We start from the raw sequence: 25,573 nt of genomic DNA on the forward strand, positions 1-25,573 counted from the left end.
GGGCGAGGGGCGGAACAGGCTCTCGGCCAATCTCCGCCCCTCGCCCACGAAGGTGGGAGAGGGAGGGGCCCGCGCCGGAAGGCGTGGGAGGGTGAGGGCAACCCGTTCCCCGTCCCTTACCGCGTCGGCTCGTCCGATACCTTCACCGCCAGCTTGCCGGTATTGCCGCCCGTGAACAGCTTGTTAAAACTGGTCAGGGTATTTTCCAGGCCCTGGTCCAGTTCCACCTTCCACTTGATCTGGCCAGCGGCCAGCCAGGGGCCCATTTCGGCGTACATTTCCGCCATACGAGGCGCGTAATCCAGGACCAGGAAGCCCTCCATCCGCGCGCGGCGGCTGACCAGGACGGACAGGTTGCGCGGGCCCGGCGGCAGCTCGGTGGAGTTATACTGGCTGATGGCGCCGCAGAAGGGGATACGGCCCCTGACGTTCAGCAGGCTCAGCGCAGCCTCGGTGATCTCGCCGCCCACATTCTCGAAATAGATGTCGACGCCATCGGGCACGGCGTTCTTCAAGGCCTTCTGCCAGCCCTTCTCCTTGTAGTTCACGGCAGCGTCATAACCCAGTTCGCCTGTCAGCCAGTTGCACTTGTCGGCGGACCCGGCGATGCCGACCGCGCGGCAGCCCCTCAGCTTGGCAATCTGCCCGACCAGGGAGCCGACGGCACCCGCGGCGGCGGAAACGACAACCGTCTCCCCCTCCTTCGGCTTGCCGATATCCAGCAGGCCGAAATAGGCCGTGGCCCCCGTCATGCCCAGCGGCCCCATATAGGCCAGCAGCGGCAGACCCGGAATGTTCGGCACGCGGCCAAAGGACGACCCGTCGGCAACGGTATAATCGGCCCAGCTACCCATGCCGGTAACGATGTCACCGACCTTGAACTTGGCGTGGTTGGACTGATCCACCACGCCCAGCACCAGACCGCGCATGGTGGTGTTCAGCGGGACCGCCGGCAGGTAGCTGTCATACTGCATCCAGACCGCATTGGTCGGGTCCAGCGACAGATAGACGGTGCGGACCCGGATCTGCCCCTCGCCAGCGTCGGGCGCCGGTGCCTCGCGCAGGGACAGAACCTCGCTGAAATTGCCGCCCTTGGGACGGTCCAGCAGCAGCCAATGGCGGTTGATGGCGGTGGACATGGATATCTCCCCAGAAGATTTGTCGATGATTGACGAACAGCATCGTTCAAACGCTTGTTCGACTCAAGTGCGTTTTCGTCCGATCGTTCTAAAATCAGCAACCGTGACGGGTTGTCATCCCCATGGTGTTGGCGCAACATCATCGGACCCAGGAAACAGTGAGAAGCCCGCAAAGACGGGCCGGGTGGGGGGATGGGTTTTCTTTTACCGACTTTTGACGAGGCGACAGAACGCCGTTTCGACGTCTGGCGCGCCTCGCGTCTGAACGATGCCCTGCTGGCGCCGGTGGCTATCGGCGGTCTGGCGATGTTCAGTTTTCTGGCATGGGACTGGCTGCTGGACCCTACGCAATTCCTGGCTTGTCTGTTCATCCGCAGCACGGGCGCCGTCATCATGATGGCATGCGCCTGGAAATTGCTGCGCACCCGAACGACACCACGGGAACTGCGCTGGCTTGGCATGCTGGCCGTATCGGCGGGCACCGTCTCCATCGCCCTGACACAGTTCCTGTTGCAGGATGGTTTCCTTTACGGACCAGCGGGGCTGGCCCTGTTTCCCACCGTATCGGCGGTGGTGGTGACGCGGGCGCGGCAGGTGCCGCTGCTGAACCTTCCCGGCTTTGCCGTGGTGGTGGCGCTGCTGCTGCTGAAAGGGGTGGAAGGGTTCGCCCTGTTCAACGTCATCGCCTTTGTCGGGACCGGGGTGTTTGCGTCGGGCATCCTGGCCTTGGCCCTGGAACGCACCGCCCGATACGGGTTTCAGCTGGAACTGCGGCTGGAGGAACAGGCCCATATCGACCCGCTGACCGGCATCGCCAACCGCCGCCGCCTGGAACAGGAAGCCCGCGACGAGGTGGAACGGGCGCGGCGTTTCAACCGGCCCCTGTCGCTGATGATCATGGACCTGGACCATTTCAAGGGCGTCAATGACCGGTATGGCCACCCGTTCGGCGACAAGGTCCTGCGCACCCTGGCCGATCTGGGCCGCGCCAACCTGCGCCAGACCGACCTGTTCGCGCGGGTGGGAGGCGAGGAATTCGTGGTACTGATGCCGGAAACCACGGCGGAGGCGGCGGCACAGCTGGGTGAACGGCTGCGCAGCCTGCTGGCCGCCACGCCGATCAGCGACGGGGAGCATGCGGTGACCGTGACAGTCAGTGCGGGCATCGCCGCCCATGGGCCGGACGCGCCAACCATGGAGGCGCTGATGGCCATGGCCGACAAGGCCCTGTACGAGGCCAAGGCCCAGGGCCGCGACCGTGTAGTGATCGGTCCTGGCGGACCGGGTTAGAATCCCAACCGGAGTATCGAACGATGGATTTCGCTACCGCCGATCTGGTCGATGCACATGAACCTGTGATCGCCAGCTGTTCCATACAGTTCCGCAGTTTCGGCGGGCATGCCCGCTTTGCCGGCCCCATCCGCACCGTCCGCTGCCACCGCGACAATGCCCTGCTGAAATCGATCCTGTCCACGCCGGGCGATGGCGCCGTGCTGGTGGTGGATGGCGGCGGGTCGCTGGCATCGGCCCTGGTGGGCGATGTCATCGCGGGGCTGGCTGTCACGAATGGCTGGTCCGGGATCATCGTCAACGGCGTGATCCGCGACAGCGTCGCCATATCGACTCTGCCCCTGGGTCTGAAGGCCCTGGGCACCAATCCGCTGAAAAGTGCGAAGACCGGGGCGGGAGAGGCGGATGTAGCCGTGGCTTTCGGCGACTGCACCTTCACGCCCGGCCACTGGGTCTATGCGGATCAGGACGGGGTGGTCGTTCTGCCCACCCCGGCCTAATCCGATCACTTTGTTCCTTCAGGCGCTGGCGGTGCGGCTTCCGCCGGCGGCGCCGCGACAGAGGCCGGGGGCAGCACCGTCAGGGTGCCGGCAGCGGTACGGGCATAACGGCTGCCATCGTTCAGATCGTCCAGGCGAGCCGATGGCAGGGTGAAATTGCCCTGGGTGACGGCGCGCGCCAGATAGACCAGACGGAAATTGCCGCTGTCGGGCATGCCGTCCAGGGCAGCCACGAACCGGTCGTCGCGGAATTCCACCAGGGCCGCCTCCGACAGGGTGCCCAGCCAGGACAGATCGCCCAACTGCGCGCTGCCGGCCAGCCGGACATTCTCCACCACCAGACCGGCGGGCAGCGGGTCGATCAGCAGCAGCGGACCCGTCAGCGGCTGTTCGGCCTTGCCCTCCAGCACCACGACCAGCAGGTCGCCGGCGCGGATATTCTTCAGGTTGGCGGGCCGGCCCTTGCCGTCCTTGAACTGGCGGGTCAGCGTCAAACCGCCTGCCGCTTCCGCCTTGTCCGGGGTGGACAGGATGCCGGCGATGGTGGTCAGGGTGCGGACCGGCGCATCGCCCTTATTGGCGACGGACAGGGATGCCCCATCGGCCAGCGCGCGCAGCAGAGGGCCGTTATTGCCCGTCACCGCCTGCCCATCCACCGTCAGGTTCAAAGCCGGGCCGCGCGTGGCCAGCGCCTGTGCCGCCAGCAGCAGCCAGGCGCGTTCCTGGGTGGCGACCAGGGCCGGATCGCGCAGCATGCCGGCCAAGGCGTTTTCCTCCGCCTGGATGCGGGCCGGATCGGCATTGGCGGCAATCAGCAGGGCCAGCGTCGCGGCGCGGTCACGCAGCGGGCTGCCGAAATCACGCACGCCCGACACGCCCGGCAGCGGATCATCCAGACGTGAGAGGATATCGCCCGCCCGCTGCCCATCGCCCAGGATGGCGAAGGCGGCGGCGATCTGGGCCCGCGCCAGACGGGAGGGCACGCGGGCTTGGAACGTTTCCTGGAAGAAGCGCAGCGGCGTAGCGTCGATGGCCCGTGCTCGTGCCGCGACATAGAGCGCATAGGCGCGTGCCGGCAGTTCCGCATCCTCAACCCAGCTATTGCCGATGGAGCGGACCAGCCAGTCCATGCCACGGCGATAGCCATCTTCGGGCACCGTGAAGCCCGCCTCCCGCGCACGGGTCAGCACGTCGAGCGCGAAGGCGGTCAGCCAGGGATCGGCGGGGCCTTCATGCGACCAGAGCGAGAAGGCACCGTCGGCCCGCTGCCGCCCGATCAGCCGTTCGACCAAATCGTCGGCCTTGGCCTTCAGCTTGTCATCCGCCGGCAGGCCCAGCGCCTTCTGCCAATCATTGGCACCGGGCAGCGGCAACAGGCGCGAGGCAATCTGATCCGCCGAGCCAAAGGGCCGGGCATCAATCAGCAGCAGATGGGTCAGCGCGTCCAGCGTGTCATGGGTGCTGGCCATGGCCAGCTTCCAGGAAGCACCGGCAATGGCACCCTCCGGCTTCGGCACAACCAAGGCCGCCGTCTGACCTGGGGTGATCTGGCCACGCACCTGCGTGGCCGCCACGGCGTGGGCCGGACGGATATTGAGGGGGAAGCGGCGGGTCAGGCTGTAACCTTCGGGACCCGTCACATTGACGACCAGCACGCCATAACCGGGGTCGCCCGCCACCAGGGTGCGGTCGATGGACAGTTTGCGCCCCCGCGCCAGGGCCTGGAAGCTGGTTTCGGCCTTGCCGCCCTCCAGCTTCACCGGCCCTTCCGCCGACAGCGACACCTTGTAGGCACCGCGCACGGGACCCGACACATTTTCCAGGTTCAGGGCGATGCGCGCCCTGTCGCCGGGCGCCAGGAAGCCCGGCAGGGTCATGTCGGTGGCGATATCGTCGCGCACATCCAAGGCACCCTTGCCCACGCCGACCTTGGCATCGGACCAGGCGACGGCAGTCAGGGACAGGCGGCCCGCCATGTCGGGCAGGACCAGATTGACCTCTGCCTTGCCATCTGCACCGACCGTCACCACGCCGGAATGCAGCGCCGTTACGGGACCGCTGCGCGGGGCCGTCGTGATGCGGGTGCCGCCCTTGTCCTTGTCGCCGCCACTGGCGGGGGCGGATGCGGCGGCATTGTCGGGATTGACCAGACGGCCATAGACATCGCGCAGTTCCACGGCCAGCCGGCGCTTGCCCAGGAACCAGCCGACGGGATCGGCGGCCTGCGTCTCCGGAAGGCGGGCCACGCTTTCATCCACCGCCGTCACCAGCAGGCGGATGGTCGATCCCGGTTCCGCCCCCGTCACCGTCACGGGCAACTTCACGCCCCCACGCGGATGCACCGCCGGCTGTTCAGCGATGGCGACCGACAGGGAACGGTCCGCGGGATCGACAGCAACCCAGCCCATGCCAAGCGCCCGGCGCGGCGGCGTGCGGTTGCCGGCATCGGCGGGTGCGAAAGACGTGGCCAGCACATAGGCGCCGGCAGTGATGTCATCGGGCAGCGGCAGTTCGACGAAGGCCCCCTCCGTCCCGATCTCGCTGACCAGCGTGTGGCGGATGGCGCGGTCGGCCAGCGCGATGGCCACTGTTCCGGCATAGGGCGGTCGCACGAAGACGCGGACCTTCTGACCCGGCTTGTGCAGGGGTTCCTGCACCTTCACCTCCACCGCGTCCGGCGTGTCAGCCAGCTTGGCCGATACCCACCAGCCAGCGGAGAAACGCACCGACGAGGCGATGCCCGTGGCCGGATCAAACACTTCCAGCCGGTAACGCCCGGCGCGGACCTGTTCCTCGATGGTGGCCGGCTGACCGGCGGCGACATTGATCGACCCGCCCGTCAGGCGGCGATCCTTCACGATGGTGCGGTATTCCCAGCGGCCATCGGCGGCGTACCATTCATAATCATATTCTTCTTCGAACAGGTCCCAGGTCAGGCCGTTACGGGCGACCTTCTGCCCATCGGGGGCCACGGCCAGGACATCGACGGCCACCGTCGCCCCTTCCGGCACGGCATCACCGCTGAAATTCGGCTTCAGACCCAGGGTGAAGGGCTGGAACTCCACCGGCAGGACCAGTTCCTGATCAACCGATCGGCCACCGACATCATGCAGCGTGGCGCGCAGCACCGCCTCCAGCCGGCGGCTGGTATCGGGCAGCTTGCCCAGGTCGAAGGTCAGGACCGCCTTGCCGTCGGCACCCGTGGTAAAGCCGGGCAGCGCCCGCCTTTCCGGTGCCAAGCTTTGCTGTGCCAGACCGAAACGATACCCGTCCAGGCCAGGACGCGGCCTATCGGTGGGGCGCAGGGTTAGCGTCATCTCACCGGGCAACAGGCCGGCGGCCCCGCCATTCAGGTAACGGGCATCGATGGTCAGCCCGACCTTGCCATCGGCACCGATGCGGGCGCGGTCGGCGGTCAGGTCGAAACCGATGCGGGCGGGGGCAACCTCCCCCACATTGAACCGGGTCTGGCCCACAGGCGGGCCGTTGGGGTCCAGATGCGCCGTCGCGGTCCAGCGGCCCGACGGTGCGTTGGCGGGCAACTCCACACGCCAGACATGGGCACCGGCCCCGCCATCATCAACCAGCCGGCGCTCCACCTCCAGCCCATCCGGGCGCACCACCTTGAAGGTCAGCTTCTGTCCCGGCAGCGCCTTGGCATCGGCGTCGCGCAGCAGGGCCGTCAGCCAGACGGGGTCACCGGGGCGATAGGCCCCGCGCTCAGGAAACAGATAGGCGTCGGCATTACCGGTCAGCAGGCGCCCGCCATCGCCCTTGCCGATCAGTTCCACCGCCGGGGCACCGAAATCCAGCAGGGAAAATCCGCCATCGGGCGTGGAAGCGAACAGGGCCTGGGGGGCGGCCTCATTGGCGCCACCCACCTGGGCCGCGTCGAATCGGGCCAGACCATCGGCACCGGTGACCGCCCGGCCCAGTTCCCGCTTGTCGCGGGCCACCAGACGCAGTTCGACACCGGCCTGCGGTTTGGCCGAAGTCAGGCTGCGCGCGAAGACATACAGGCCGTTGCCGGCCTTGAAGCTGGTCAGGCCCAGGTCGGAAACGACGAACCATTGCGTGGCGCGCTTGTCCCAGGCCTGGAAGGACAGGGCCGCATCCTCTGCCACGGCGACATAGACGCCCGGCGCCAGATCACCGATCACGGCATCGATGGGAAAGGCGATCTGGGCGGCCTTGTTACGCTCACCCCCGATGGCCATCTCCCCGCGCCAGACGCGCTCGCCCTTCTGGTCCAGGACGTCGCCGATCTCGAACTCGGTCATGGTCTGGTTGGAGCGACCGTAATAAAGCTGCTCCACCAGGGCGCGGTCATTCAGGCGCAGCACCGTCAGGCGCGCCCGTTCCACATTCACCCCGCGCAGCGGCAGCCCCTCTGCATCCACCCGCGGCAGGATATAGCCCTGGCCACGGAAGGACAGGCTGGGCTTGCGGTCGGGCACCGCCAGATCGCGGCTGATGGCGTCGGTCAGCTTTTCCTTGGCACCCGCCGCCGGCAGGCCGGCATTGATGGTGACGGCATAGCGCTGGCCATGTTTCAGGCCGTCCAGGCACAGGCTCTGATCGCGCACCGCGATGGACACACCTTGCGCCGGCTCCACCGTCACGAACCGCGTCAGTTCAGTGCTGCGGCCACGCGGTCGCGGCAGGGGGCGGGAGAAGGCGAAACAGGCCTGGGGCTTGTCCCGTTCGGCGGCTATCTCCACCCCCGTCAGCTCAAACGGGCGCGTCTCCGGCCCGGCCTTTGGCGGGGCGGCGGGTGGCGGTGCCCCCTCCTGCGCGGCAAGAGCGGCGGGCGCCAGGAGAAGACCCGTGGCGAACAGCAGTGCGGAAATGCGCGGCATATTGATCGGAATGCGGATGACGGGAGGGAACATGCATAGCATGAAACGCCGGGATTATGGCGTCACAACGGCCAGAGGACGCTGTTTTCAGGCAGTTTGCAACAAGGTCGTTGGCATGACGCCGTTCCGCAGGCCCATGCCCCTCGGTTTCATTGCCTGATCCCCGCCATCATGTTAGCGCCATACGGGTACGACATTGCTTGCCATGCCAGAGGTCCCATGACAGACGCCGATGACAGCCAGGTGCCGCAGCGCCGCGTGCCACAGCTGGACTGGCCCCGGCTGATCCTCTGGCTGGGCGGATTCGCGCTGCTGGGACCCGCCCTCTGGAACGGCTTTCCCATCGTGTTCTTCGACACGGCCGGATACATCAAGCGTGTGCTGGATTGGGACCTGGAGCCGGGCCGGTCCTTCTTCTATGGCCTGTTCCTCTATGTCACCTCGGGCGGCTGGTTCAGTTTCTGGGGGCCGATCCTGGCGCAGGCCGGGGCGACGCTGTGGCTGATCCATCTGCTGCTGCGCGTGCATCGGATCGGGTTCCGCGACTGGCCGCTGCGGCAGGTCACGGGGGCGGTGGCCATCGCGCTGTCGGCCCTGACGGGTGTGTCCTGGTATGTGGCGCAGGTGATGCCGGATATCCTGCTGCCCTTGCTGGTCCTCTGCTTCTGGCTGTTGTCCTTCCGCTTCGATGATCTGACCTGGGTGGAGCGTATGGGCGTGGCTTGTATCGGGCTGCTGGCCCTGCTGTCGCATATGTCCTCCATGGCGCTGGCTGGCGGGCTGGTCCTGACCATCGCGGCGGCCAGGGGGCTGGACCGCTGGCGTGGCTGGGGTCTGGCCCCGCGCGTCTGGCCGGCGGCGGCGCTGCTGGCCCTGTCGGTCATCGCCATGCCGACCCTGCACATGGCCCTGATCGGCAAGCCAGGTTTCACGCCCGGTGGGCCCGTCTTTATCTTCGGCCGGCTGGTACAGGATGGCTTGGCGCAGCGTTACCTGGCCGACCATTGCCCCGACCCGACCATCAAGCTCTGCGCCTATAAGGACAGCCTGCCCGCCACCGCCGATGATTTCATCTGGCACAAGGAGAGCCCCTTTGTCGCCATCGGCGGCTGGGACAGCGCCACGCCGGAACTGTCGCGGCTGGTGGGCGGCATTGTCGGGGCCTATCCCGGCGCCTTCCTGTCCACGGCCCTGGTCGCCACCAAGGATCAGTTGCTGATGGTCCAGACCGGCGACGGGCTGGATGAATGGCAGGAGGTGACGCGCTGGATCTTCCGCGCCTTCATGGCCGACGGGATGCACCAGGCCTTTGCCGGGGCCAAGCAGCAGCGGCAGAAGACGACGCAGGACCTGTTCGACGCGCTGAACCTCATACATGTGCCGGTAGCGCATCTGTCGGGCCTTGGCCTGATTCTGGTGGCCGCCTGGGGCTTTCGCACGGGCCGGCGTGATCTGGCGGCGCTGGCCCTGTTCGTCCTGATCGCGCTGATCGGCAATGCCTTCATCAATGGCGCCCTGTCCAACCCGCATGACCGGTATCAAAGCCGCATCGTCTGGCTGGCGACTCTGGTAGTGGGGGTGGCGGCGCTGCGGGCCGTCACGCCGCCACGGTCAGGGGCGGCAGGCTGATCGCCTGGATTTCCCGCACCAGGAAATCGATCAGGGGCTGGATCGGACCATCCTTGGCCCGATCCTCTCCGAACACCGCCGTTTCCACCGGGTCCAGCGCCGGGAACCCATCGGCGGGACCCAGCACCCGCAGACCGGGAACCAGGGCACCCGCGCCCAGGCACGTCACGCCCAGCCCGGCCAGGGCCGCCGCCCGCACCGCCATAAAGGACCCGCTGGCATAGGTCGTGTGCCAGGGCCGCCCCGCCCGTTCCAGCGCGGCCACGGCGCGGGTCCGGTAGATGCAGGGATCGGGCAGCAGGCACAGGGGGACCGGCGCATCCCCCGGTTCCGCCCGCCAGTCGCTGGACGCCACCCAGACCACGGGCTCGCGCCACAGGAACCGGCCCTGCGGCCCCGTCTCATTGCGCTTGGCGATCACCACATCCAGGCGGCCCTCGGCAATCTCCTGCACCATATCGCTGCCCAGGCCGACCGAGACGTCCAGGCGCACACGCGGATGGGCGCGGCGGAACCGGGCCAGCAGCAGGGGCAGATGTTCGGGCGCGAAATATTCGGCCACCCCGAACCGCACCAGCCCCGCCGCCTCGGGCGCCATCAGGCGCGCCACCGTCTCATCATTCAGGGCCAGCAGGCGGCGGGCATAGGAGAGCAGCAGCTCCCCCTCCCCCGTCAGGGTCATGGCCCGGCCCGTGCGGTCGAACAGGCTGCGGCCCAGCGCGGCCTCCAGCCGTTTGATCTTCATGCTGATGGCCGATTGCGTGCGGTGCAGCCGGTCGGCCGCCGCCGTGAAGCCATCATGATCGACAATGGCCACAAAGGCCCGCAGCGCATCCATATCCAGATCGGTCAATCGGCCCGACATCATCACAATCCTTGATCATCTCCATAAAGATAATTCGTTTCCCTTATTCAAAGGTCAAGCCCATCTTGTTGTCATGACACGGGCCGATGGCCCCAACCCGATGGAGATGATGATGAAGGCGGTCCTGCTGAAGGATTTCGGTGGTGTGGACAATCTGGAACTGGCCGAGGTGCCGACGCCCGTGGCGGGGCCGGGGCAGGTTCTGGTCAAGATCCACGCGGCCAGCGTCAACCCGGTCGATACCAAGATCCGCAAGACAGGCCGCGCCATCGCCGCCGACCTGCCCTCCATCCTGGGCTGTGACATGGCCGGCACCGTGGTGGCCCTGGGCGAGGGCGTCAGCGGCTTTACCGTCGGGCAGGCCGTCTATGGCTGCGTCGGCGGGGTGAAGGGGTTGCAGGGGACCTATGCGGAGTATGTGGCCGCCGATGCCAAACTGCTGGCGCCGGCCCCTGCCGGCCTGTCGCTGCGGGATGCCGCCGCTCTGCCGCTGGTCACCCTGACGGCGTGGGAGGCGCTGGTGGACCGGGCACGGGTGCAGCCGGGGCAGAAGGTGCTGATCCATGGCGGGGCCGGCGGTGTCGGCCATGTCGCCATTCAGATCGCCAAAATGCAGGGCGCGCATGTCACCACCACCGTCTCTTCCGATGAAAAGGCCGATCTGGCCCGGTCCTTCGGCGCCGACGAGGTGGTGAATTACCGGACCGAAGCGGTGGAGGCCTATGTCGCCCGCCTGACGGGCGGCCAGGGTTTCGACATCGTGCTAGATGCCACCGGCGGCAGCGATATCGCCACCAGCTTTGCCGCCGCCCGGTTCAACGGGCAGGTGGTGACCATCGTGGCCGGGTACAGCGCCGACCTGTCGCCCATGCATGGCAAGGGGTTGAGCCTGCATGTGGTCTTCATGCTGCTGCCCATGCTGTACGACCATGGCTTTGCCATCGACCGCGCGCACCAGGGCAAGGTTCTGGCCGATACCGCCGGCAAGCTGCGCCCCCTGGTCGATCCCACCCGCTTCACCCTGGCCGATATTGGTGCCGCCCATACAAGGCTGGAGGATGGCAAGGCGCAGGGCAAGCTGGTGATTGACGTGGCGTGATCCCTGCTTCAACAGGGCGCATTGAAACATTGCCCTTGATCCGCCACTTTGTTGCATGAACATTGTTCTCTGGCGAAGGTTTCAGCCTTGGCCCCGCGTATAAGGCTTAACTGCCCTGGGTTCGCCCTTGGGCAGTTAAGCGGCTGGTGACCACCAGCCCGGCGCCCATGCGCCGTCAGCCCCAAGCTGCCGGAAGGCAACGCCCGGCGCATGAGGGAACGTGAAGACAGGGGCGGTGCGGCCGGCGGCACGGGAATGATGCCGGTGACAGATTGCGTCAAGGAGCGTAGGTCATGAAATTCAACCGTCAAACGACCATCCGGGGCCTGATTGCCGCCGGCGCGCTGCTGGGGCTTTCGGCCTGCGCCAACCCGCAAGCCGATCAGGCCGCCTATGCCCAGCAGGCCTTTGTCGGCATGCCCAAACAGACCCTGCTGTCCTGCGCCGGCGTGCCGACGCGCAGCGCCAGTGTCGACAATGTCGATTACTACACCTACACGTCGGAACGGCTGGTTACCACGCCGGCCCCTGGCCCGCATTTTGGCTTCGGTTACGGTTATGGCTACCGCCGCCCCTGGTCACCCTGGGGCTGGGGTGTCGGCTTTGACGATTACCCGGAAACCGAAACCCGCGACTGTCAGGCCACCTTCACCCTGAAGGACGGCGTGGTGCAGCGCATCGTCTATAACAGCGCCAGCGACGGCCAGGCCGCCCGTCTGGGTCAATGCTACCGCATCGTCGAAAATTGCCTGGCCCTGATCCCGCAGCAGCAGAGCCAGCAGGGGAAGTAAAGCCCGGCGGCCCGGCCTGTTGTTTTGAGGAAAAGCCCGACGGATCACTCCGCCGGGCTTTTTTCATGGCCGCACGGCGCGCCACGCCGACCGGTCCCGTGCAACGGAATGCAACACAAAAAAAGGGGTGTTTCATCACCCATGGCCGTTCCACGCCGACAGCACGGGGCGTCGGCGGGAGGAAGGCGCATGGATGGCGGTGATGGTATCAGGGTAGCAGAAACCGCCCCGGAAGTCAGCGGTTAGGGTGGGGTGGGCGAGATGGATCAAAGACCCGCCAGCTTGGCGATTAAAAGGTCATGTCGTAACATGGCCACATTATTGGGCAGGAGGTGCGCGGTGGCCGGCACGACCGTATCCAGCCGAGAGTTGAACCAACACTTGGGCAAGGCAAAACGCACCGCCACGCAGAACCCTGTCGTCATTACCGACAGGGGCAAACCCGCCTTTGTGCTGCTGTTCTATACAGAATATCAGCGTCTGAGCGGTGCAGCACCGGGCCGCACATTGGTTTTGGCTTCCTGCGCTATTAGCAGCAGCGCGACAGTATTAGCAGAACGTTGAGAGATTGGGAGCACTGCCGCCTGTCGCCAGAATCTCGGACGCGCATACTTACGGCCTGATTGATCGCAATCCGCAGATGAGGGAAGAGGCATTGACCTGAATATAGTGTTAAGCATGGGGATAATTATTCTATCCAGATACGTCTTCTGACCTGTCGTAATCGCGTCCAGTAGGGGGAATCCAATACAAGGGAATATCAATGCCGACTGATTTGTTGCGCGCTCGATAGGACGAATATAATCTTATATTTGTTTTTGTGCGATCTTTTTGCCACTAAAACATGTTTTTGCTATGCCGATCTCGTCGTAGAACCTAGCAGGCTAAGCTGTGCGCGACTATGGTGGATGCGCACTATGAACGGGAGCGCTTGATGGCGGGGGGCACATGAAGCCAGACACGGTAACCGTAAGTCAGATATTCTCGAGCAACCGACGGTATTGCGTGCCGATCTACCAGAGGCACTACGTCTGGAGCGAGCAAGGTCAGTGGGCCAACCTGTGGGACGACCTGCGGACAAAGGCTGAGGCGAACCTCGCAGGACGACCAAGTCGCCATCCCCACTACATGGGCGCCATAGTCCTGGAATCGCGAGCTGTGACGAGTTCACGAGAGGTGCCGATCCTCGATGTCATCGATGGTCAACAGCGCCTCACGACACTTCAGATATTGCTCATCGCGATGCGTGACGTGGCGCGGGATCAGAAGATCGAAAAGATGGCGCGCGTGATCGAGCGCTCAATTCTTAACGAGCACCCGGAGGAGATGAAGGATCCAGATACAGAAGTCTACAAGCTCTGGCCGACATTCCATGACCGAGAAACCTTCCTGACTATCCTGAACGCAGGCTCGCGGCATAACGTCAGGCTCAAGTTCTTCAACTACTTTCCCCGTGCCCAGTCGCGACTCTCAAAGGTTGGGAAGACCTCCCAACCTCGGCTACTGCAGGCCTACATCTTCTTTTATGACAATATGGCTGGCTTCTTGAAAACGTCCGACGAGCTGTCAGTCGATGCGCCGGAGGCAGAGCGCAGGCTGGATGGGTTGCTGACGACGTTGCTGCGGAGCTTCCGCGTGGTCGAAATCCAGCTCGAGAAGGATGACGATGCTCAGGTCATATTCGAGACACTAAACGACCGCGGAACGCCCCTTCAGGCATCCGATCTGATCCGGAACTTCATCTTCCTCCGCGCGGCGCGTGAGAAGACCGTCACGGAGAAACTTTACGAACAGCACTGGAAGCCCTTCGAGGAGCCCTTCTGGTCTGCCGACGAGACGCGGGGTCGGCTGACGCGCAAGCGCCTGGAGTTCTTCCTACTCCAGTATCTTGCGGCGAGGACGGGCCGGGAGGTTAGCCTCATCCGTCTCTTCGCGGAGTACAAGGATTTCGTCGAGGACGACGGCGGCCCGCAGAGCGTCCAAGATGAGATAGCGGATATCCTTCGCTACGCACCAAGTTACAGGACGCTTGTAGAGGCCAAGGGTGAGGGCTCTCTGGCCGCCGTCGCACGACGCCTTCGTCCATGGGACATCAGCACAGCTTATCCGCCGATACTCGCCCTTGCGGTGAGCGATTTAGAAGACGGTGAGAAGGAGGAAGCGTTTAACGATATAGTATCTTACGTCGTCCGCCGGGCAATTTGCAACCTGACTACCAAGAACTACAACAACATCTTCCTCGGCCTGACAAGAAAGCTGAAGGAGGATGGGCCATCAGCCAAGACAGTCCGCAGCTACCTACTTGCCCAGCAGGGGCCAAGCGGTGTATGGCCTACAGACATTGAGTTCCGGTATGCGTGGCTTGAAGGAGCCGTGTACGATTACATACAGCCGACAGTTAGATTGCGCGCAATTCTGGAAGAGCTGGAAGCGGCACTGAGAACGAAAAAGACGGACCCCGCACCATTGCCGCTAGCCTTGGCGATTGAGCATTTGCTCCCGCAGTCCTGGTCATTGAATTGGCCCTTGGGTGATGGCACGAAACCATCCCGAGAGGAGTGGACCAACGCCACTATTCAGGCCGCCGCCGCCGAAGCTGCTGGGGGACGCTTAGGCGAGATTGCTCGCAGAAACCGGCTCATACACACTATCGGAAACCTCACACTTCATACCCAAACGCTCGGATCGTCGATGGGAAATGGAGCTTTCGCCGAAAAGCAAGCCGCACTGCGGGAGCATGGCCTCTTCCAGCTGACCAAGGGTTTTACCGCATCAAATATCGCGAAGTGGGATGAGGAAGCCATAATAGACCGAGGTATAAAGCTGTTTGACGTGGCTAGACGGGTCTGGCCACACCCGACGGTCACGCCTTAAGCCGTTTCATGAACGCTGACGATATCTGTCGAGTGGTTGCGACGGATACCAATTACGCCCTGGTGAGAGCCGAGCATAAGGCTGGGAGGGTTGATAAATCAAAAAGCCCGGCGGATCGCTCCGCCGGGCTTTTTCTTGTCTCCACCCCCCCGCCGGGTCACCCCGGCGGGGGTATCGTCACCACAATCGTTACTCCGCCGCTGCCGGGGCAGCGAGGTTGCGCAGGACGTATTGCAGGATGCCACCATTCTTGAAGTAGTCGACCTCGTCCAGCGTGTCGATACGGCAGAACAGGTTGACGACTTCCTTCGACCCGTCGGCGCGGGTGATAGTCAGCTTCAGGTCCATGTGCGGCTTCAGGCCGGCTTCCACGCCTTCGATATCGAAGGTCTCGGTGCCGTCCAGCTTCAGGGTGTGGCGGTTCACGCCGGCCGGATACTGGAGCGGCAGGATGCCCATGCCGACCAGATTGGACCGGTGAATACGCTCAAAGCTTTCGGCCACGACGGCGGACACGCCCAGCAGGCGGGTGCCCTTGGCGGCCCAGTCACGCGACGAACCGGTGCCATATTCCTGACCCGCGAACACGACCAGGGGCGTGCCCTCGGCCTGATACTTCATCGAGGCATTGTAGATCGGCATAACCTCGCCGGTCGGCACATACTTGGTCACGCCACCTTCGACGCCCGGCACCATTTCGTTCTTGATGCGGATATTGGCAAAGGTGCCGCGCATCATGACTTCGTGGTTGCCGCGACGGGCACCGTAGCTGTTGAAGTCGGCCACGATCACGCCGTTTTCCAGCAGGTATTCACCGGCGGGGCTGGTCTTCTTGATGTTGCCAGCGGGCGAGATATGGTCGGTGGTGATGCTGTCACCCAGGATGGCCAGGGCGCGGGCACCCTTCACGTCGGACACGGAGCCCGGCGTCATGGTGATGCCGTCGAACAGTGGCGGACGCTTGGCGTAGGTCGACTTGTCGTCCCACTTATAGGTCATGCCCTCGACGGTCTTGATCTTCTGCCACTGCTCCGGCCCCAGGAAGACGTTGGCATAGCGGCTGACGAACATCTCGCGCGTCAGGAACTGGGAAATCGTGTCCTCGATCTCCTTGTTCGTGGGCCAGATGTCCTTCAGGAACACGTCCTGACCATCCTTGCCCTTGCCGATCGGGTCCTTGGAGATGTCCAGGTGCAGCGTGCCGGCCAGGGCATAGGCCACCACCAGCGGCGGGGAGGCCAAGTAGTTGGCGCGGACCTGCGGCGACACGCGGCCTTCGAAGTTACGGTTGCCGGACAGGACGGACGCGACGGTCAGCTTGCCCGCGTCAACGGCGGCGGCAATCGGGTCCGGCAGGGGGCCGGAATTGCCGATGCAGGTGGTGCAGCCATAACCGACCAGATTGAAGCCCAGCTGATCCAGGTACGTCGACAGGCCAGCAGCGTTCAGATAGTCGGTGACGACCTGGGACCCGGGGGCCAGCGAGGGCTTGACCCACGGCTTGGTCTTCAGGCCCAGTTCCACCGCCTTCTTGGCCACCAGACCGGCGGCGAACAGCACCGACGGGTTGGAGGTGTTGGTGCAGGACGTGATGGCGGCGATCACGACATGGCCGTGATCCAGCTTGTAATCGGCACCGGCAACGTCGGTCGGCTGGCTGACAGGGCGGCCGGCAACGTCGGTGGCCAGGAACTCACCGAATTCTCGTGTGACGTTGGACAGCAGCACGCGGTCCTGCGGACGCTTGGGACCGGCCAGCGACGGCTCCACCGAACCCAGGTCCAGGTCCAGCGTGTCAGTGAACACCGGATCGGGCGAGGACGCATCGCGCCACATGCCCTGGGCCTTGGCATAAGCCTCGACCAAGGCCACGCGGTCGGCGTCGCGGCCCGTGAAGTGCAGGAAGCGGATGGTCTCGGCGTCGATCGGGAAGATGCCGCAGGTGGCGCCATATTCCGGGGCCATGTTGGCGATCGTCGCACGGTCGGCCAGCGTCAGCGCGTCCAGGCCGGGGCCATAGAACTCGACGAACTTGCCCACCACCTTCTTCTTGCGCAGCATCTGGGTGACGGTCAGCACCAGATCGGTGGCGGTCGCACCCTCACGCAGCTTGCCGGTCAGCTTGAAGCCGACGACTTCCGGGATCAGCATGGAGATGGGCTGGCCCAGCATCGCGGCTTCCGCCTCGATACCGCCCACGCCCCAGCCCAGGACGGCCATGCCGTTGACCATGGTCGTGTGGCTGTCGGTGCCGACCAGCGTGTCGGGATAGGCGACGGTGGCACCGCTCTGGTCCGTGTCGGTCCAGACGGTCTGGGCCAGATATTCCAGGTTCACCTGATGGCAGATGCCGGTGCCCGGCGGGACCACGCGGAAATTGTTGAACGCCTTCTGGCCCCAGCGCAGGAACTCGTACCGCTCGCCATTGCGCTGGAATTCCAGCTCAACGTTTTCGTCGAACGCCTTGGGCGTGCCGAAGCTGTCCACCATCACCGAATGGTCGATGACCAGATCGACAGGCGTCAGCGGGTTGATCTTGGTCGGGTCGCCACCCAGCGCCACCATGGCCTCGCGCATCGCGGCCAGATCGCAGACGGCGGGCACGCCCGTGAAATCCTGCATCAGCACGCGGGCCGGGCGATAGGCGATCTCGCGGTCGGACCGCTTGTCGACCAGCCACTGGGCCACAGCCTTGACATCGTCAACGCTCACCGTGCGCCCATCTTCGAAGCGCAGCAGGTTTTCCAGCAGGACCTTCATCGAGAAGGGCAGGCGCGACACGTCGCCCAGACCGGCCTTCTCCGCTTCGGGAATGCTGAAATAATCAACGGACTTTCCGCCGACGGTAAGCGTGCGGCGGGTCTTCAGGCTGTCATGGCCGGTGAACGTGGACATGGGGGGGTGACTCCTCCAACGGGGTCGCGGGGGTAAACGGCAGACCCTACTCGCCCCGGCTCCAGCGTCCGGGACCGTTGATCTGCCAGGATGGCGTTTTCGGAGCGTGGTTTAGCGCGTTTTGCGGTGCGGGAAAAGGGCAGGTTGAGGGGATCAGCCCCCGATTTTTGTACAGATCGGGATGGATTTGCGACTTGTTGCGAAACGATCTTAATTGGAGTCGACTGGTGACGGGCTCATCAGGGCCGGAACATAGCGGTCCACCTTGATCTCCCCTTCCCGCCGGCGGGCCTGGGCGATGTCGTAGCTGTTCTGCATACGCATCAATGTGTCCATGGACACGCCAAACGCCTTCTCCAGCCGCAGCGCCATTTCGGAGGAAAGCTGCGTGCGCTCGTTCAGCAGCATGGAGAGCGCAGCCCGTGTGACGCCCAGGATGCTGGCCGCCGCCGTCACCGACAGGTCCAAAGGTTCGATCACCTCGTGCCGGATGAATCCGCCGGGATGGGCCGGGCTTTTCAGGCGAATGCCGGTGATGGCGTTCATGGCCGTCTCCTAATGATAGTCAACATAGTCCAGATCGATGATCTCAACACCCGCCCGATCAATGGCGAAGGTTAAACGCCAGTTCTTGGTCACATGCAGGCTCCATGTCCCCTTCCGGTCGCCAGTAAGCCGGTGCGCCTTCCAACTCGGCACGGTCGTAAGCTCATCTTCACGCTCCATATCCTGCAGAAAGGACAGTATGCGGATCAGCTTTGGCACTGCGGCAGCCGGCAATCCGCTGGCGTCGTTATCCTCCATCAACCGGCGCAGCCCTTTATGGATGACGTTCCTGATGATCAAGGCGATATCCGGAGATATGTATAGCGTCAAATGACACTATACACGACCTTCGGAGCCGACGCATCTGCGATGTCCCTGCCCAAAAATTTCCCAACCCGGCCCGCACGGATTGGTGAATGGCCCGCCCGGTACAGCAAATTTGAAATAATATCTCTTTTGCCGTGGCACGGTTGACAGGGCGGACTTTTTCACAGAGATGTCATGCCGTCCGCGCGGGATGCGTTCGTTGCATGGCTGATACCATGCGCGAACCGAGGCGCGATGGAGGGACCCTTTCGATGCTGTCTTACACTGTCCGGCGCCTGCTGGAAGCGATCCCGACATTACTGGTGATCGTGGCCTTGTCGTTCTTCCTGATGCATTCGGCGCCGGGTGGCCCGTTCGACAGCGAACGCGTGCTGCCGCCGGAGATCGAGGCAAACCTGAAGGCGGCCTATAATCTGGACAAGCCGGTCTGGCAGCAGTTCCTGATCTACCTGAGCAATGCGGTGCAGGGCGATTTCGGCCCCTCCTTCACCTATAAGGATTTCTCCGTCTCCGAACTGATCGGCACGGGTTTCCCGGTTTCGCTCAAGCTGGGCCTGTCGGCCATCACGCTGGCGGTGATCATCGGCTGTACGCTGGGCATCCTGGCCGCCATGCGCCAGAACACCAAGACCGACTATTCGATCATGGGCGTCGCCATGGTGGGCATCACCATCCCGAACTTCGTGATGGCGCCGCTGCTGACCCTGGTGTTCGGCATCTATCTGGGCTGGCTGCCGGTGGCGGGTCTGGGCGATGGATCGTTCCGCAATCTGGTACTGCCCGTCATCGCCCTGTCGCTGCCGCAAATCGCCATCATCAGCCGCCTGACGCGCGGCGGCATGGTGGAGGTGCTGCGCTCCAACTTCGTGCGCACGGCCCATGCCAAGGGCCTGCCCGAACATCTGATCATCACGCGCCACACGCTGCGCGCGGCCCTGCTGCCCGTCATCTCCTATCTGGGACCGGCCATTGCCGGCCTGGTGACGGGGTCGGTGGTGATCGAGCAGATTTTCGGCCTGCCCGGCATCGGCCGCTATTTCGTGCAGGGCGCCATCAACCGCGACTACACGCTGGTGATGGGCACCGTCATTACCTATGGCAGCTTGATCGTGCTGATGAACCTTGTGGTCGATCTGGTCTATGGCCTGATGGACCCGCGCGTTCGGTACGATTGAGGAAATAACGATAATAAAATCAACGACAAGCCAATGTTCAGCAGGGAAGGACAGGGTTCCATGCGCATCACCAAGCATCTCCGCACGGGCGTCGCCTTTGGCGCCATGATGATCCTGGCGGCCTGCGGGCAGCCGGGCGACAAGCAGGCGGCGGCACCCGCGAAGCCCACCGTGGAAGAAGCCACCGCCTTCGTCACCAAGGCCGAGGCCGAACTGGGTGCCGCGCGTGAAAAGGCGTCGCGCACCGCCTGGGTGCAGAACACCTATATCACGTCCGACACGCTGGCCCTGGCCGCCGACAGCAACGCGTCCTATAGCGCGCTGGTGTCCCGCCTGACGGCGGAGAGCAAGCGTTTCGTGGGGCTGGAGTTGCCGGCCGATGTGGCGCGCAAGCTGAACCTGCTGCGCCTGGAAACCGCCTTGCCGTCGCCCGCCGACCCGGCCCTGAACAAGGAACTGGCCGAGCTGGACGCCAAGCTGGGTGAGCTTTACGCCACCGGCAAGGTCTGCCGCGACGATGGCAGCGACTGCCTGACGCTGGACGAGATCGACGATGTCTTCCGCAGCTCACGCGATGAGAAGGAGCTGAAGCGGCTCTGGGCCGGCTGGCACAAGGTCGGGCAGGAGATGAAGCCGCTCTACCAGCGTGAGGTGGAGATCGCCAATATCGGCGCCAAGGAACTGGGCCTGCCCGATGCCGGCACCCTGTGGCGCTCCGGCTATGACATGCCGCCCGAAGCGTTCGAGCAGGAGGCCGACCGGCTGTGGGGCCAGGTGAAGCCGCTCTACACCGCCCTGCATTGCTACGCCCGCACCAAGCTGGGCGAGAAGTATGGCACCGACGTGGTGCCGCAGGACAAGCCGATCCCGGCCCATCTCCTGGGCAATATGTGGGCGCAGGAATGGGGCAACATCTATGATCTGGTGGCGCCCAAGCAGGCGGCCACCAATGTCGATGTCACCAAGCTGCTGACCAAGGCCGGGTACGACCCGATCAAGATGACCAAGTCAGCCGAAGGCTTCTTCACGGGCCTGGGCTTTGAGGCGCTGCCCCAGACCTTCTGGGAACGCTCGCAGATCACCCGCCCGCGCGACCGCGAGGTCGTGTGCCATGCCTCGGCCTGGGATATCGACGACAAGGACGATATCCGCATCAAGATGTGCATGCGCGTGAATGGCGATGATTTCCAGACCGTGCATCATGAGCTGGGCCATAATTTCTACCAGCGCGCCTACAAGGGCCAGTCGACCCTGTTCCGCAACGGCGCCAATGACGGCTTCCATGAGGCCATCGGCGATTTCATCGCCCTGTCGGTGACGCCGGGCTATCTGGTGAAGCTAGGCCTGCTGGACAAGGAACCCTCCACCGAGGGCGATGTGCCGCTGCTGCTGCAACAGGCCATGGACAAGGTGGCGTTCCTGCCCTTCGGCCTGCTGATCGATAAGTGGCGCTGGAATGTCTTCAACGGCAACATCAAGCCCGAAGATTACAACAAGGCCTGGTGGGACCTGCGCACCAAGTATCAGGGCGTGTCCTCGCCCGTGGAACGCAGCGCGGCGGATTTCGATCCGGGTGCCAAGAACCATGTGCCGACCAGCGTGCCCTATGTGCGCTACTTCCTGGCCCGCATCCTGCAGTTCCAGTTCCACAAGGCCGCCTGCGATCAGGCCGGCTTCACCGGCCCGCTGCACCGCTGCTCCATCGCCGGCAATGCCGAGGTGGGGGCGAAGTTCAAGGCCATGCTGGAAATGGGCGCGTCCAAGCCCTGGCCGGAAGCGCTGAAGACCTTTACCGGTACCGAACAGATCGACGCGACGGCCATGCTGGCCTATTTCGCGCCGCTGAAGGAATGGCTGGACAAGCAGAATGAGGGCAAGAGCTGCGGCTGGGAGTGAGGCTTTAAGGGAGGGGTGGTGATGCCCACATTGCGGCGGGAGGGGAAATGGAAACTGTCTGTCTATGGACCGGGCGACCATCCCCCGCCACATTCCCACATCATCGGCCCCGACCATGACGTGATCGTGCATGCCGTCAGTTTTCAGCCCCTGGGCGGAACACTAAGCGGGGTGCCGGAGGAACTGATGAATTGGGCCAGAACCAACCAGGATGTTATCCTGGCCATGTTCCAGGCCCTGAACCCGACAAGGAGGTGATGGGATGCGTACACCACGGATCAAATCCGTCACCACCTTGCCGGGTTATAAGGTCCGGTTGGAGTGGGACGTCGGCCAGGTGTCGGTCGTCGATATCTCCGACATCATCGACCGGTACGACATCTTCGCGCCGATCCGGGAAAACCCGGCCCGGTTCGATCAGGTGACGATCGGGGAATACGGGTACGACCTGCATTGGTCCGACCTGATGGAAATACCCTGCACGCAGCTTTGGCAGCGTTCGCAGGTCCAGGCGGCAGAGTGATGCCAATCCGACAAGGGTTTGCCCTTGGCGGATTGGAGGCTGGCGACCGCCAGCCCGGCACCCCATGGTGCCGCAAGCCAAGGCGGTGGATGCCGACGCCCGGCGCTTGAGGGAACTTTTGGGTTAGGGAAAGAGCAGACGACGATGGTTCAAGACATCACCGGCGGGGCCAAGCGGGCCGCGCTGATCGAGAAGGCGGGCGAGGATGTGCAGGGCCGGTCCCTGTGGCAGGATGCCCGCCGTCGCCTGTTTGCCAACAAGATGGCGGTGGCCAGCATGATCGTGCTGGGCATCATCACCTTCATGGCGATCTTTGCCGACTTCCTCAGCCCCCATGCCTATGACGAGGTTTATTGGGATTATATCGGTGTCGGGCCGCAGCTGGAGGGCAGCCACTGGTTCGGGACCGATGCAAATGGCCGCGACCTGTTCATCCGCACGCTGTATGGCGCCAAGGTATCGCTGGCCGTCGGTGTCGTGACCACGCTGGTCGCCCTGATGATCGGCGTGGTCTATGGCGCCATGGCCGGATATTTTGGCGGGCGCATCGACAGCATCATGATGCGCATCGTTGACGTGCTCTATTCCATGCCGCTGATGTTCTTCGTCATCATCCTGGTAGTGGTGTTCGGGCGTCACATCATCCTGGTCTTCGCCGCCATCGGCTGTGTCGAATGGCTGACCATGGCGCGCATCGTGCGCGGCCAGACCCTGTCGGTGAAGCGCAAGGAATATATCGAGGCGGCCCGCGCCGCCGGCGTGTCCACGCCCAACATCATCCTGCGCCATATCATCCCCAACGTCATCGGCCCGGTCATCGTGTTCGTGACCCTGCTGGTGCCTGTCGTGATCCTGGTGGAAAGCTTCCTGTCCTTCCTGGGCCTGGGCGTGCAGGAGCCGATGACCAGCTGGGGCGTGCTGATCTCCGAAGGGGCGGCCCAGATGGAGAACGCCCCGCATATGCTGATCTTCCCGGCCGTGTTCCTGGCCGTGACGTTGTTCTGCTTCAATTTCATCGGTGACGGCCTGCGCGACGCGCTGGACCCCAAGGACCGCTAAGGGAACGGACAAGATGACCGCTGTTTTGGAAGTCCGCGACCTATCGGTCCGTTTCGCCACGCCCGATGGCGAGGTCAGCGCCGTCAATGGCGTGAGTTTCGACGTGAATGAGGGCGAATGCGTCGGCATCGTCGGTGAAAGCGGATCGGGCAAGAGCCAGCTTTTCATGTCGGTCATGGGCCTGCTGGCCCGCAATGGCCGCACCCTGGGGTCGGCCAAATACCGGGGCACCGAACTGGTCGGCATGCCGGTCAAGGACCTGAACAAGATCCGCGGCGACAAGATCGCCATGATCTTTCAGGACAGCATGACGGGCCTGACCCCGCATCTGCGCATCGGCCGCCAGATGACCGAGGTTCTGGTGCAGCACAAGGGCATGTCGGAGGCCCAAGCCGTCAAGCGCGCGCTGGACATGCTGAACCTTGTCCGCATCCCGGAGGCAGGCCGCCGTCTGGCCCAGTATCCGCACGAATTGTCGGGCGGCATGCGTCAGCGCATCATGATCGCCATGGCCCTTCTGTGCGAACCGGAACTGCTGATCGCGGATGAGCCGACGACGGCCCTGGACGTGACGGTGCAGGCGCAGATCCTGGACCTGATGTCCGACCTGAAGCGCGTGACCAGGGCCGCCATCGTCCTGATCACCCATGATCTGGGCACCGTCGCAGGATTGTGCGACAAGGTTCAGGTCATGTATGGCGGTCGGTTCATGGAAACGGGGACGGTGCGGGACATCTTCTATGAACCAGCACACCCCTATGCCGCCGGCCTTCTGTCCTCCATGCCGCGCCTGACGGAGGAGCGGTCGGAAAAGCTCTATGCCATTCCCGGCCAGCCGCCGAACCTGCAGCGCCTGCCCAAGGCCTGCCCGTTCCAGGAACGCTGCGACTTCGTGCATGACCGCTGCGCCACCGAACTGCCGCTGCTACGCGAGGTCGGGCCCGGCCATGCCAAGGCCTGCCACCTGTTCAGCCTTCAGAACCCTGTATCCGACCCGGCGGCCCCGTCGTTGGTCGTCGCCTGACCGTGCGGAGTTGATGCCATGTCCAAGGAACTGCTCCGCGTCTCGGACCTGAAGGTCCATTTCCCCATCCGCACCGGTGGCCTGCTGATCGGCCAATACACGCCGTTGAAGGCCGTGGACGGTGTCTCCTTCACGCTGAACGAGGGGGAGACGCTGGGGATTGTGGGGGAAAGCGGCTGTGGGAAATCCACGCTGGGCCGCGCCATCCTGCAATTGATCAAGCCCACCGACGGTCAGGTGGTGTTCATGGGGTCCGAGTTGACGGGCGTGGGCGCGGAAATGGTGCGCCAGAAGCGGGAGGAGATGCAGATCGTCTTCCAGGACCCGCTGGCGTCGCTGAACCCCCGCATGACGGTGGGCGATATCATCGCCGAGCCGCTGACCGTCTACCGCCCCAAACTGTCGAAGGAAGATCGCAAAGGTCTGGTCCGCGACATGATGGCCAAGGTCGGCCTGCTGCCGCAGATGATCAACCGCTATCCGCACGAATTCTCCGGCGGACAGTGTCAGCGCATCGGCATTGCCCGCGCCATGATCCTGAAGCCCAAGATGGTGGTCTGTGACGAGCCCGTCTCAGCGCTCGACGTGTCAATCCAAGCGCAGATCGTCAATCTGCTCATGGATTTGCAGCAGGAAATGGGCCTGTCGCTGCTGTTCATCAGCCACGACCTGTCCGTCGTCCGCCATGTCAGCCACCGGGTGATGGTGCTGTATCTGGGCCGGGTGATGGAGATCGCAACAAGAGATGCCATCTATGCCGCCCCCCTGCACCCCTATACCCAGGCCCTGATCTCTGCGGTACCGGTGCCCGACCCGGATGTGGAGAAGAACAAGGAACGCATCGTGCTGGGCGGCGACCTGCCCAGCCCGATGAAGCCGCCGTCCGGCTGTGTCTTCCGCACCCGCTGCCCCAAGGCCACGGATATCTGCGCCAGCGATGTGCCCATCCTGGAAGAGAAGGCGCCGGGTCATCGCGTCGCCTGCCATCATTGGGGGCCGCCGGAGAAGAAGCTGGTGTAGGTTTACCTAAACCATTGGCTCACAATATCAGTGAACGCTAACATGCATTTGCATGCGGTGAG

The 25,573-nt window shown here is 64.0% G+C and carries 20 protein-coding genes; 14 read left to right on the plus strand and 6 right to left on the minus strand.

Translation table 11 applies throughout. From position 1 onward, the window contains the following. Positions 1-116: 116 nt before the first annotated feature. A complete protein-coding gene (locus ACODSP_RS15555) occupies positions 117-1,139 on the minus strand; it encodes an NADP-dependent oxidoreductase (RefSeq protein ID WP_488966479.1) in 1,023 nt (340 codons plus the stop codon). Between the two features lie 192 nt (positions 1,140-1,331). Here ACODSP_RS15555 and ACODSP_RS15560 point away from each other — a divergent pair, with 192 nt between their 5' ends. After that, complete coding sequence (locus tag ACODSP_RS15560) at positions 1,332-2,429, plus strand: GGDEF domain-containing protein (RefSeq protein WP_488966480.1); 1,098 nt, start codon at positions 1,332-1,334, stop codon at positions 2,427-2,429. A 23-nt stretch (positions 2,430-2,452) separates the two neighbouring features. Beyond that, positions 2,453-2,929, plus strand: coding sequence for a ribonuclease E activity regulator RraA (gene rraA, locus ACODSP_RS15565; protein ID WP_488966481.1), 477 nt, complete (start codon positions 2,453-2,455; stop codon positions 2,927-2,929). Between the two features lie 5 nt (positions 2,930-2,934). Here the strand turns inward: rraA and ACODSP_RS15570 are convergent, their stop codons facing one another. After that, positions 2,935-7,821 carry an alpha-2-macroglobulin family protein gene (locus tag ACODSP_RS15570; protein ID WP_488966482.1) on the minus strand — a complete coding sequence of 1,629 codons (4,887 nt, stop codon included), beginning with the start codon at positions 7,819-7,821 and terminating at the stop codon, positions 2,935-2,937. Between the two features lie 186 nt (positions 7,822-8,007). On the opposite strand from ACODSP_RS15570, the gene ACODSP_RS15575 reads away from it, so the two are divergent. After that, positions 8,008-9,417, plus strand: a complete 1,410-nt coding sequence (locus tag ACODSP_RS15575) for a hypothetical protein (RefSeq protein ID WP_488966483.1) — start codon at positions 8,008-8,010, stop codon at positions 9,415-9,417. Here the strand turns inward: ACODSP_RS15575 and ACODSP_RS15580 are convergent. Then, positions 9,386-10,285: a LysR substrate-binding domain-containing protein gene (locus tag ACODSP_RS15580; protein WP_488966484.1), complete on the minus strand. Its 900-nt coding sequence runs from the start codon at positions 10,283-10,285 to the stop codon at positions 9,386-9,388. The two genes, ACODSP_RS15575 and ACODSP_RS15580, sit on opposite strands and share 32 nt — an antisense overlap. 70 nt (positions 10,286-10,355) lie before the next feature. Here ACODSP_RS15580 and ACODSP_RS15585 point away from each other — a divergent pair, with 70 nt between their 5' ends. From ACODSP_RS15585 to ACODSP_RS15600, 4 genes are all read left to right on the plus strand, one after another. Beyond that, a complete protein-coding gene (locus tag ACODSP_RS15585) occupies positions 10,356-11,381 on the plus strand; it encodes a zinc-dependent alcohol dehydrogenase family protein (protein WP_488966485.1) in 1,026 nt (341 codons plus the stop codon). 293 nt (positions 11,382-11,674) lie between these two features. Then, on the plus strand, positions 11,675-12,172 hold the full coding sequence (locus tag ACODSP_RS15590; protein ID WP_444733870.1) for a hypothetical protein: 498 nt from the start codon (positions 11,675-11,677) through the stop codon (positions 12,170-12,172). 339 nt (positions 12,173-12,511) lie between these two features. Beyond that, positions 12,512-12,736 carry a type II toxin-antitoxin system Phd/YefM family antitoxin gene (locus ACODSP_RS15595; protein WP_488966486.1) on the plus strand — a complete coding sequence of 75 codons (225 nt, stop codon included), beginning with the start codon at positions 12,512-12,514 and terminating at the stop codon, positions 12,734-12,736. Between the two features lie 384 nt (positions 12,737-13,120). After that, positions 13,121-15,046 (plus strand): DUF262 domain-containing protein, encoded by a 1,926-nt coding sequence (locus tag ACODSP_RS15600; RefSeq protein ID WP_488966487.1) that lies wholly within the window; start codon positions 13,121-13,123, stop codon positions 15,044-15,046. A 189-nt stretch (positions 15,047-15,235) separates the two neighbouring features. Here the strand turns inward: ACODSP_RS15600 and acnA are convergent, their stop codons facing one another. From acnA to ACODSP_RS15615, 3 genes are all read right to left on the minus strand, one after another. Further along, complete coding sequence (gene acnA / locus ACODSP_RS15605; RefSeq protein ID WP_488966488.1) at positions 15,236-17,941, minus strand: aconitate hydratase AcnA; 2,706 nt, start codon at positions 17,939-17,941, stop codon at positions 15,236-15,238. 210 nt (positions 17,942-18,151) lie between these two features. Beyond that, positions 18,152-18,487, minus strand: a complete 336-nt coding sequence (locus ACODSP_RS15610) for a HigA family addiction module antitoxin (RefSeq protein WP_488966489.1) — start codon at positions 18,485-18,487, stop codon at positions 18,152-18,154. Positions 18,488-18,496: 9 nt separating this feature from the next. After that, positions 18,497-18,787: a type II toxin-antitoxin system RelE/ParE family toxin gene (locus ACODSP_RS15615; RefSeq protein ID WP_488966490.1), complete on the minus strand. Its 291-nt coding sequence runs from the start codon at positions 18,785-18,787 to the stop codon at positions 18,497-18,499. 230 nt (positions 18,788-19,017) lie between these two features. Here ACODSP_RS15615 and oppB point away from each other — a divergent pair, with 230 nt between their 5' ends. The 7 genes from oppB (at position 19,018) to ACODSP_RS15650 (ending at position 25,511) form a co-directional block, all read left to right on the plus strand. Further along, on the plus strand, positions 19,018-19,989 hold the full coding sequence (oppB, locus tag ACODSP_RS15620) for an oligopeptide ABC transporter permease OppB (RefSeq protein ID WP_488966491.1): 972 nt from the start codon (positions 19,018-19,020) through the stop codon (positions 19,987-19,989). A 60-nt stretch (positions 19,990-20,049) separates the two neighbouring features. Next, the gene (locus tag ACODSP_RS15625) at positions 20,050-21,885 is read left to right on the plus strand and encodes a M2 family metallopeptidase (protein ID WP_488966492.1); all 1,836 of its coding nucleotides are present in this window, start codon (positions 20,050-20,052) and stop codon (positions 21,883-21,885) included. Between the two features lie 21 nt (positions 21,886-21,906). Continuing rightward, complete coding sequence (locus ACODSP_RS15630; RefSeq protein ID WP_488966493.1) at positions 21,907-22,143, plus strand: hypothetical protein; 237 nt, start codon at positions 21,907-21,909, stop codon at positions 22,141-22,143. A gap of 4 nt (positions 22,144-22,147) precedes the next feature. Next, on the plus strand, positions 22,148-22,408 hold the full coding sequence (locus ACODSP_RS15635) for a DUF2442 domain-containing protein (RefSeq protein ID WP_488966494.1): 261 nt from the start codon (positions 22,148-22,150) through the stop codon (positions 22,406-22,408). 144 nt (positions 22,409-22,552) lie between these two features. Continuing rightward, positions 22,553-23,467 carry an ABC transporter permease subunit gene (locus tag ACODSP_RS15640; RefSeq protein ID WP_488966495.1) on the plus strand — a complete coding sequence of 305 codons (915 nt, stop codon included), beginning with the start codon at positions 22,553-22,555 and terminating at the stop codon, positions 23,465-23,467. A 13-nt stretch (positions 23,468-23,480) separates the two neighbouring features. Beyond that, positions 23,481-24,491 carry an ABC transporter ATP-binding protein gene (locus tag ACODSP_RS15645; RefSeq protein ID WP_488966496.1) on the plus strand — a complete coding sequence of 337 codons (1,011 nt, stop codon included), beginning with the start codon at positions 23,481-23,483 and terminating at the stop codon, positions 24,489-24,491. Positions 24,492-24,509: 18 nt separating this feature from the next. Beyond that, positions 24,510-25,511, plus strand: a complete 1,002-nt coding sequence (locus tag ACODSP_RS15650) for an ABC transporter ATP-binding protein (RefSeq protein WP_488966497.1) — start codon at positions 24,510-24,512, stop codon at positions 25,509-25,511. Positions 25,512-25,573 lie beyond the last annotated feature (62 nt).

This window comes from Niveispirillum sp. FG156 (assembly GCF_057809555.1).

Excerpts from the sequence above, each read along its gene's own strand:
- ACODSP_RS15555 (WP_488966479.1), bottom strand. The coding sequence starts at position 1,139 with ATGTCCACCGCCATCAACCGCCATTGGCTGCTGCTGGACCGTCCCAAG.
- ACODSP_RS15560 (WP_488966480.1), top strand. The coding sequence starts at position 1,332 with ATGGGTTTTCTTTTACCGACTTTTGACGAGGCGACAGAACGCCGTTTC.
- rraA (WP_488966481.1), top strand. The coding sequence starts at position 2,453 with ATGGATTTCGCTACCGCCGATCTGGTCGATGCACATGAACCTGTGATC.
- ACODSP_RS15570 (WP_488966482.1), bottom strand. The coding sequence starts at position 7,821 with ATGTTCCCTCCCGTCATCCGCATTCCGATCAATATGCCGCGCATTTCC.
- ACODSP_RS15575 (WP_488966483.1), top strand. The coding sequence starts at position 8,008 with ATGACAGACGCCGATGACAGCCAGGTGCCGCAGCGCCGCGTGCCACAG.
- ACODSP_RS15580 (WP_488966484.1), bottom strand. The coding sequence starts at position 10,285 with ATGATGTCGGGCCGATTGACCGATCTGGATATGGATGCGCTGCGGGCC.
- ACODSP_RS15585 (WP_488966485.1), top strand. The coding sequence starts at position 10,356 with ATGACACGGGCCGATGGCCCCAACCCGATGGAGATGATGATGAAGGCG.
- ACODSP_RS15590 (WP_444733870.1), top strand. The coding sequence starts at position 11,675 with ATGAAATTCAACCGTCAAACGACCATCCGGGGCCTGATTGCCGCCGGC.
- ACODSP_RS15600 (WP_488966487.1), top strand. The coding sequence starts at position 13,121 with ATGAAGCCAGACACGGTAACCGTAAGTCAGATATTCTCGAGCAACCGA.
- acnA (WP_488966488.1), bottom strand. The coding sequence starts at position 17,941 with ATGTCCACGTTCACCGGCCATGACAGCCTGAAGACCCGCCGCACGCTT.
- ACODSP_RS15610 (WP_488966489.1), bottom strand. The coding sequence starts at position 18,487 with ATGAACGCCATCACCGGCATTCGCCTGAAAAGCCCGGCCCATCCCGGC.
- oppB (WP_488966491.1), top strand. The coding sequence starts at position 19,018 with ATGGCTGATACCATGCGCGAACCGAGGCGCGATGGAGGGACCCTTTCG.
- ACODSP_RS15625 (WP_488966492.1), top strand. The coding sequence starts at position 20,050 with ATGCGCATCACCAAGCATCTCCGCACGGGCGTCGCCTTTGGCGCCATG.
- ACODSP_RS15630 (WP_488966493.1), top strand. The coding sequence starts at position 21,907 with ATGCCCACATTGCGGCGGGAGGGGAAATGGAAACTGTCTGTCTATGGA.
- ACODSP_RS15635 (WP_488966494.1), top strand. The coding sequence starts at position 22,148 with ATGCGTACACCACGGATCAAATCCGTCACCACCTTGCCGGGTTATAAG.
- ACODSP_RS15640 (WP_488966495.1), top strand. The coding sequence starts at position 22,553 with ATGGTTCAAGACATCACCGGCGGGGCCAAGCGGGCCGCGCTGATCGAG.
- ACODSP_RS15645 (WP_488966496.1), top strand. The coding sequence starts at position 23,481 with ATGACCGCTGTTTTGGAAGTCCGCGACCTATCGGTCCGTTTCGCCACG.
- ACODSP_RS15650 (WP_488966497.1), top strand. The coding sequence starts at position 24,510 with ATGTCCAAGGAACTGCTCCGCGTCTCGGACCTGAAGGTCCATTTCCCC.